Source organism: Bacillus sp. LL01 (assembly GCF_001037965.1).
Genome location: NZ_LFEL01000063.1, coordinates 1 through 8,189, shown reverse-complemented (window position 1 = coordinate 8,189; position 8,189 = coordinate 1). Strand labels below are relative to the sequence as shown.

4 protein-coding genes, 1 pseudogene and 1 other annotated feature are annotated in these 8,189 nt (G+C 39.4%); of the genes and pseudogenes, 3 read left to right on the top strand and 2 right to left on the bottom strand.

Translation table 11 applies throughout. From position 1 onward, the window contains the following. Positions 1–1,029, top strand: a 1,029-nt coding sequence (locus AB685_RS24020) for an AMP-binding protein (protein ID WP_047973106.1), incomplete at its 5' end; no start/stop codon positions are given. A gap of 82 nt (positions 1,030–1,111) precedes the next feature. On the opposite strand, the gene AB685_RS24015 is transcribed toward AB685_RS24020, so the two are convergent. Next, positions 1,112–3,997: a transglycosylase domain-containing protein gene (locus AB685_RS24015; protein ID WP_047973105.1), complete on the bottom strand. Its 2,886-nt coding sequence runs from the start codon at positions 3,995–3,997 to the stop codon at positions 1,112–1,114. 204 nt (positions 3,998–4,201) lie between these two features. Then, positions 4,202–4,407, top strand: a binding site (T-box leader). A gap of 85 nt (positions 4,408–4,492) precedes the next feature. Here AB685_RS24015 and tyrS point away from each other — a divergent pair. Then, positions 4,493–5,737 (top strand): tyrosine--tRNA ligase, encoded by a 1,245-nt coding sequence (gene tyrS / locus AB685_RS24010; RefSeq protein ID WP_047973104.1) that lies wholly within the window; start codon positions 4,493–4,495, stop codon positions 5,735–5,737. 86 nt (positions 5,738–5,823) lie between these two features. Here tyrS and rpsD read toward each other — a convergent pair whose 3' ends face one another. Beyond that, the gene (gene rpsD / locus AB685_RS24005; protein WP_047973103.1) at positions 5,824–6,426 is read right to left on the bottom strand and encodes a 30S ribosomal protein S4; all 603 of its coding nucleotides are present in this window, start codon (positions 6,424–6,426) and stop codon (positions 5,824–5,826) included. A 504-nt stretch (positions 6,427–6,930) separates the two neighbouring features. On the opposite strand from rpsD, the pseudogene AB685_RS29900 reads away from it, so the two are divergent. Continuing rightward, positions 6,931–8,189, top strand: a pseudogene (locus tag AB685_RS29900) (hypothetical protein); the annotation flags it as partial.

Below are 8,189 nucleotides of genomic sequence, written 5' to 3'. Positions count from 1 at the left end.
ATGCTTCAACATTATCAAACGGCTAAATGGGTTCTTGACCTTAAAGGTGACGATGTATACTGGTGTACAGCAGACCCTGGTTGGGTAACAGGTACGTCATATGGAATCTTCGGACCTTGGCTTGCAGGTGTAACAAATGTTGTTCGTGGCGGACGATTTAGTCCGACCGACTGGTACGACACATTACAACGTTATAACGTTTCAGTATGGTATAGTGCCCCTACAGCGTTTCGTATGCTTATGAGTGCGGGAGATGAGCTTGTAAATAAATACGACCTCTCTTCACTTCGTCATATTTTAAGTGTCGGTGAGCCTCTGAATCCAGAAGTTGTACGTTGGGGAATGAAGGTCTTCAATTTACGAATTCATGATACATGGTGGATGACTGAGACGGGTGCGCAGCTTATTTGTAACTACCCATCTATGGAAATTCGTCCTGGATCAATGGGTAAACCGATTCCAGGTGTGAAAGCTGCTATTATTGACGATCAAGGAAATGAGCTACCTCCAAATCGTATGGGTAACTTAGCGATTCGTAAAGGTTGGCCTTCAATGATGCGTGCTGTTTGGAACAATGAACAAAAGTATAAGAGCTATTTTGAAATTGATGGCTGGTATGTTTCTGGTGACTCGGCTTATATGGATGAGGATGGATATTTCTGGTTCCAAGGTCGAATTGACGATGTAATCATGACATCTGGAGAGCGAGTAGGACCTTTCGAAGTCGAAAGTAAGCTTGTTGAGCACCCAGCTGTTGCTGAAGCAGGGGTTATTGGTAAACCCGACCCAGTTCGCGGAGAAATCATTAAAGCTTTCGTTGCGCTTCGTGAGGGATATGAAGTGACTGATGAGCTTCAAGAAGATATTCGCAACTTTGTTAAAAAAGGGTTAGCTGCTCATGCTGCACCAAGAGAAATTGAATTTCGTTCTAGTTTACCTAAAACGCGTAGTGGTAAGATTATGCGTCGTGTCTTAAAGGCATGGGAGCTTGACTTACCGACTGGTGACTTATCAACAATGGAAGATTAATAGAGTAGCACCGTTTGCATCTTGCAAACGGTGTTTATATATAGAAAAAGCGAAACCCGATTAAAGGATTTCGCTTTTTTTATTATTCATCATCTGAAGAGTCTTCTAGATCGTCAGTTTCTTCTGTATCTGGCGACTCTTCCTCTTCATCACTTTCTTCATTGTCATTATCATCTTCGTCTTCTTCATCATTGTTTTCTTCTTCTTCTGATGAAGAAGAATCTTCTTCAGCTGGCTCAGAAGATTCTTCTGGCTCTGACTCCTCTATTTCTTCTGAGTAATCAGCACCTTTAGCTTGGGAAGAAGAGGAGGACTCTCTTCCTGCTGTGTCGACAGCTGTTACGTAATAAGCATACGAACCACCGCTTACTGAATAGTTTGTAGAAGTATTTCCTTTTACAATGCCTACTTGTTCAAAGTTAGTACTTCCATTGGAAGCTCGGTAAATACGATAACCTACAATATCATTATCCGAATGCTTACTCCATGTGAGAGTATTGCTGTTTAATGAAACGCCACTCACAGCACCTGGCGCTCGTCCATTATTAGGGGCATCACGGTCAGGCACTATTCCCTGCATTGAATCTGGCAAGTACTCACCGATATTACTAACACCAAATATTGTATCAGGCACAGTAACTCCGACATCTGTAAATTCTTGTGGCGTAGAATCAAGTGCCAGGTAGTTTTGATCGTTAATACTTACATAACGTGCACTATCCAGATTAGAGTCATCTGATGATGGTAAGAAATTAGCGTTAAATAAATCAGATCTCACAAGGCCAGCTTGCTCACAAAGAGAGGTAGGTGCTTGTCCTGTTATACTACAAACGGATCTGCGTACAATTCCTTCAGGCATAGCAAACTGTTCACTTGGCGCTAATAGCTCAGGCTTTTGATCGTAAGCTGCATTAGCAATGTTGGACCAAATCCGTTGAGTTCGTGGACCATAACGTAAACCGTTTACCTCTCTCTCAATTTGTTGATTTTGGCGATAACCAATCCACACACCTAATGTCACATTTGGATTCGTTGCTACAAACCAAGAGTCTTGATACTTACCTGTTGTTCCTGTTTTGCCAGCCCAATCAGCAGAAAATTTCAGACGTCCTGGCACGGAACTTGCTGTACCGCCTGGGCGTAGTACATCTCTCATCATGTCAATACTTAAATAATTGGTTTGAGGTGTAAAGACATTAATCTCTTTTCTCTCATGTTCATACACTAAATCACCAGAAGCTGTTTCAATCCGTTCAATCATAAATGGCTCTACTCGATCACCATTATTTCCAAAGGTAGAAAAGGCACTTGTATTTTGTTCAACGGTTACGTCAAAAGCACCACCGAGAGCAGCTGATTCGTAAGGTTGGGCTTCATCACTAGGTGTAAATCCTAAGTTAATCATTGTTTCACGAAGCCGTTCATGTGGTACGCGTTGAAAGGAACGCACAGCCGGCACATTTCTTGAGCGAGCTAACGACTCACGTACTGAAATTAATCCGGCATAACCGTTATCAAAGTTTGAATAGGCTGTACCACCACTATACGTAGCGGGAGTATCAGGAACAACAATACCAGGCTGGATGACGCCAGTCTCTAAAGCAGGCCCATATGCTAATAGGGGTTTCATTGTTGAGCCGTTAGGTCTTGTAGCTTGAGTAGCATAATTGTACTGATTATCCATTGTACCTTCATCACGCCCGCCTACAAAGCCTTTAATCGCACCAGTGTGGTTTTCAATTAAGACAGCTCCAACTTCTTCTTGATCCTCTCCTTTGATTGGACCAAATAAGGAAGGGTCATTAACAGATTCTTGCATCGCAATATAGATATCTTTATCGATAGTCGTATGAATACGATAACCGCTTCTTCTTAGATCTGCTCTTGCCTCTGCCTCAAGTTCACTGATAAGAGCAGCTCGCTCTTCGCCTTCAAGCTCACTTAGCTTATTCTTATTTTTATCTAGCAATTGCTCTAAAAGAATCTTCTCTGCTCTATCCATCACTTCAAAAGTTAAATAAGGGTAATCGTCTATAGGTGATGGTGTTCTATTTGTGAGATTTTCACGAATATCGTACGTTAGTGCTTCCTGATATTCCTGCTCATTAATAAAACCGCCTTCATACATTCTCCGTAATACGGTATCCATACGTCTAAGGCCGGGTTCTAGACTATCTTTTACTTCACCACTTCCTGTAAAAGGAGTGTAACCGAATGGACTTTGGGGTAAACCAGCTATAAAAGCAGCTTGTGGAATGGATAAGTCTTTCGCATCGACTCCAAAAATCCCTTGAGCTGCAGCTTGTACTCCGGCAATCTGTCTACCTGAAGCATTTCGTCCAAATGGGACCACATTAAGATAAGCTTCAAGGATCTCTTCTTTTTCAAGGAAATGTTCAAGACGCATAGCAAGAAGAATCTCCGTTGCCTTCCGGTCAAATGACACTTCACTTGTTAAAATTTGTTGTTTAATTAATTGTTGCGTTAAGGTACTACCTCCCGTTTGGACAGAGGAGTTTGCCACCTCTTGGAACGTTGCACGCATAATGGCTTTAGGAACGATCCCTTCGTGTTCATAGAAATGTTCATCTTCTGTTGCAATAACAGCATTCTTTACGTGGTCAGACATTTCATCTAACGAAACTTGATGGCGCTCAAGTTCTGTTGGAAGTTCTCCTATATACGTATCATCTGCAAAAAAGATTTGACTGGATTCTTCGTAGTTATAAATATCAGCTACCATTGAATCTTGAGATCGTAATGGCTCATCTTTAACTAGAGATGCAAAATAACCAGCCGCGGTCCCTCCAATAAAGAAGATAGACATTAAGCCAACAATCATAACGATAAGGAATAAGTTCCAAAATACTTGATATGTAATGCCTATCTTACGAAAGATTTGTTTTTCATGTAGCTTTTCTGAGAATAATCTCAATTTATCAACCAGTTGAGAATAAAAACTCTTCATAGCAAACCTCCTAAAATTACTAAATAAATGCCTAGTTTGGCTTTTGATTTTTAGAAAAAGTGTGTAAAATAGTCCAATCTAAAGCAAGAATAACAGCCATATTATAGCATAGGTTGACAATTGATGATATGTTTTTACATATAATCCCCAGCTTAGTCATTGACAACAAAAATGAAAATGTGGTAAAAAGAGAACAGTATATTTAAGTTAGCTTTGAAGGGTCGAAGTAGGTGCTATTTACTTTTTTAGAGAGCTGATGGTAGGTGAAAATCAGTAAAGGGATAGTATGCGAATTACAGCCTGGAGCATTTCTTGTCTAACAAGAACGGTCATTCCGTTATCATGTTGAGTGGAAGTCTATAATGATATAGCTTCAACAAGGGTGGTACCGCGAGAACCTCGTCCCTTTTTTGGGAGGAGTTTTTTTTATTGCCCAAAATTCAATAAACAGGTGACTATAGGTAAAGATTGGCTTTTATAAAAGGAGGAAATAAGATGAGTGAAGAAGTGAAATTAACAGCAGAACAATCGCAAGAGGTCGAACGTCAACTCGAAATTTTAAAGCGAGGTGTGGTAGAAATCACACCTGAACATGAATTGAAAAAGAAAATTGAGAAGTCGATTCTCTCAGGTAAGCCACTAAAAATTAAATTAGGAATGGACCCATCGGCCCCAGATGTTCATTTGGGTCACACAGTTCCTCTTCACAAACTTCGTCAATTTCAAGAGCTTGGTCATGAAATCCAAATGTTAATTGGAGATTTCACCGGACGTATTGGAGACCCAACTGGTAAATCTGAAACTAGAAAGCAGTTATCAGATGAAGATGTAAAAAGAAATGCCCAGACGTATGTAGAACAATACGGCAAGATTCTTGATATGGATAAAGCTAAAATTTACTATAACTCAGAATGGTTAAAAGCTTTATCCTTTGAAGATGTAATTGGACTATCTGCAAATATGACGGTAGCTAGAATGCTTGAGCGAGACGATTTTGAAAAGCGTTATAAATCAGGTCAACCCATTTCAATTCATGAGTTTTTCTACCCATTAATGCAAGGGTATGATTCTGTAGCTCTAGAGTCAGATATAGAGGTAGGTGGGACCGATCAGAAGTTCAATCTATTAATGGGCCGTACGTTGCAAGAAGCATACGGAAAAGAAAAGCAAGTTGCGATCACCCTGCCTTTAATAGAGGGTTTAGATGGGGAAAGAAAAATGTCTAAGTCACTAAATAACTATATTGGGATTGATGAGTCACCGAATGAAATATTCGGAAAATCAATGTCGATACCGGATGAATTAATGATTAAATATTACAAGCTTGCAACGGACTTGCCTATGGACGAGATCGACGCCTTAGAAGCAGGAATTAAGGAAGGGACAATCCATCCAAGAGACGCCAAAATGGACCTTGGAGCTAAATTTGTTGAAATGTATCATGGAAAAGAAGCAGCGGAGGAAGCTAAGACCTATTTCCAAACCGTTTTCCAAAAACGTTCATTGCCAACAGATCTTCCTGAAGTTGAGTGGACAGGTGAGAGTGAAGTATGGGTGGTTGACCTTCTTGTTGAGTTGAAGATGATGTCTTCAAAAGGTGAGGCGCGTCGCATGGTTCAAAATGGCGGGGTTAAGCTTAATGAAGAAAAAGTAGAAGATGTTCAAGCTCAAGTTAAGATGGAGAACGGACTCATTGTTCAAGTAGGAAAACGTAAATTTGCTAAAATCATTATGAACTAATGGTAAAAAGAAGAGCATTGATTTGCTCTTCTTTTTTATGCAAAAAAAAGAACCTGGCATAAGCCAGATTCTTTTTATCACTACTATTAACGAGAGTAGAACTCAACGATAAGAGCTTCAGTGATTTCAGCTGGAAGTTCAGAACGCTCAGGTTGGCGGCTGAATGTGCCTTCAAGCTTTTCAGCATCGAAAGTAACGTATGCTGGTACGAAGTCAGTAGCTTCAAGAGCTTCTTTGATCGCACTTAGATCACGTGATTTTTCACGAACAGCAATTGTTTGACCAGGCTTCACGCGGTATGAAGGAATGTCTACACGACCTCCATCAACAACGATGTGACCATGGTTAACTAATTGACGAGCAGCACGACGAGTACGAGCAAGACCCATACGGTAAACTAGGTTATCAAGACGTGATTCTAAAAGAATCATGAAGTTTTCACCGTGGATACCAGGCATTTTGCCAGCATCATCAAAAATACGACGGAATTGACGCTCATTCACACCAAACATGTGACGAAGCTTTTGCTTCTCTTGAAGTTGAAGACCGTATTCCGATAATTTTTTACGTTGGTTTGGACCGTGTTGCCCTGGAGCATACGGACGCTTTGATAATTCTTTACCAGTACCGCTTAGAGAGATTCCTAAACGACGAGATAATTTCCAAGATGGACCTGTGTAACGAGCCATAATAAGACTCCTCCTTGTTATTTTGATGTTGCAAAATAACAACCGATGGGTAATCCCTTAATATGGTCATTTTGCCTTCATGTATCTTCGCTTCGACAGCTAGAAGTTACGCGATACACCTCAAGTTTGCAGCCGCATACCGAGGAACAAAATGATCTTACATACTAAGCTTACCTAGGCTGTCGTATTTCACACAAAGATCAGTATAACTTTTATGCCTGAGCAAGTCAAGCTTAGTCTTATAGAAAGTAATAAAGAGATCGTGAGTAAATTGTCGGAAAGTTTCCGTGAAAAAATAGTGGTAAATAATAGTAATGTTATATTAGTTGATTTATAATAACAGTAACAAATACCTATGTGAGATATGAAAATATGTCTAAACTGATCATTTTATCCTATTCAACTTGTGCTCTAGAACACAAATAAGGCTGGATCATTGCTATTCGTACTATTAATAAAGCTAAGCGAAGTGAAGTATTCATATATGTGGTGGTGTATAAGTAAATGAGTAAAACTCAGGGTAAAAATGCGCTTGGGATGAAAATGGAAATTGAAGAATGGTTAGTCGGGGCAAATTACAAAATAGAATTTTTGGAACTCGCTTCTTCATATCAAGTACTAGCACAAAAGGTAGGAAGATCGGAACAGATAGAGACGGTAGCATTGTATGAGAAACTTCATGATTATTTTCATCTTATTCAAACGAATGATGATGAGGTTCCAGGTCAAGTGCCACAAGAGTTAATCGAGCAACATATACAGAAAGTAGATGACGAACAAAGGTATTTTTGCATAGAAGGTAACATCATTTCTACTAAGCCAAAATGGAACCTATGTATACCTCTTTATCAAAATGACAAATGTTTTGGATTGATCATTCATACGTTTTTGAATGCAGGGGCTGCAAAATCTTTTATGAATAAGAACCTATCACTAGACTATTTCGAATCATTATTTGCTCAAGGATATGATCGCGATAGAGCAAATAGTATAGGAATAAAACGAGATCTTCTATTGCAAGTAACAAAGAAATGTCACGGGTCAATGGATATTAGGGAAGTTCTGAAACAAATTGTCACTGCTCTCAATCAAATTTTCCCAAATGGAACGGTTCATTTATATTTAACACATGAATGGAAAGTCGATCAGGACTTATCCATTAAGCCACTTATGTACGGGATTGAAAATAGTAATCGCTTTGCGGAACATGCTTATTTAAAAGGTGAATTGCAAGTTGAGCGAGCGGGGAGAAACATAAATATATATGCTCCGTTACGTGGAAAGCAAGCAGTCTATGGAGTTGTTGAATTAGAAGTCCAGATGGCTAAGCCACTTTTGAAGTACGAAATTGAATTTATAAATATGTTAGCTGACACAGGTGGAAATGCTTTAGAGAATGCTGAACTTTATCAGCAATCGCGGAATCTAAATCATGATTTACAGCTTATTAATCAAACAACCCATCAATTAAATACTCATTTAAGATTAAAAGATACAATTAGCTTTATGACCAAGCAAATTGTGGTCTCATTTGGAGCTGAACAAGTCGGTTTTGTCTTATTTGAATCCGGTGGTGACATCAAGGTTATGAAAGGAAGTACACCTGCATTTGAATCAACTTCCCTATTAACCGGCTTAGACCAACTATTTATAGAGATGAAACATAATAGAGAACCTCAATTTATTGGTGATTCCCCAAATCATCAACTATTTAATCACCCAAAGTATCGTACAATTCTTGCGGTCCCAATGATACAAAGTGG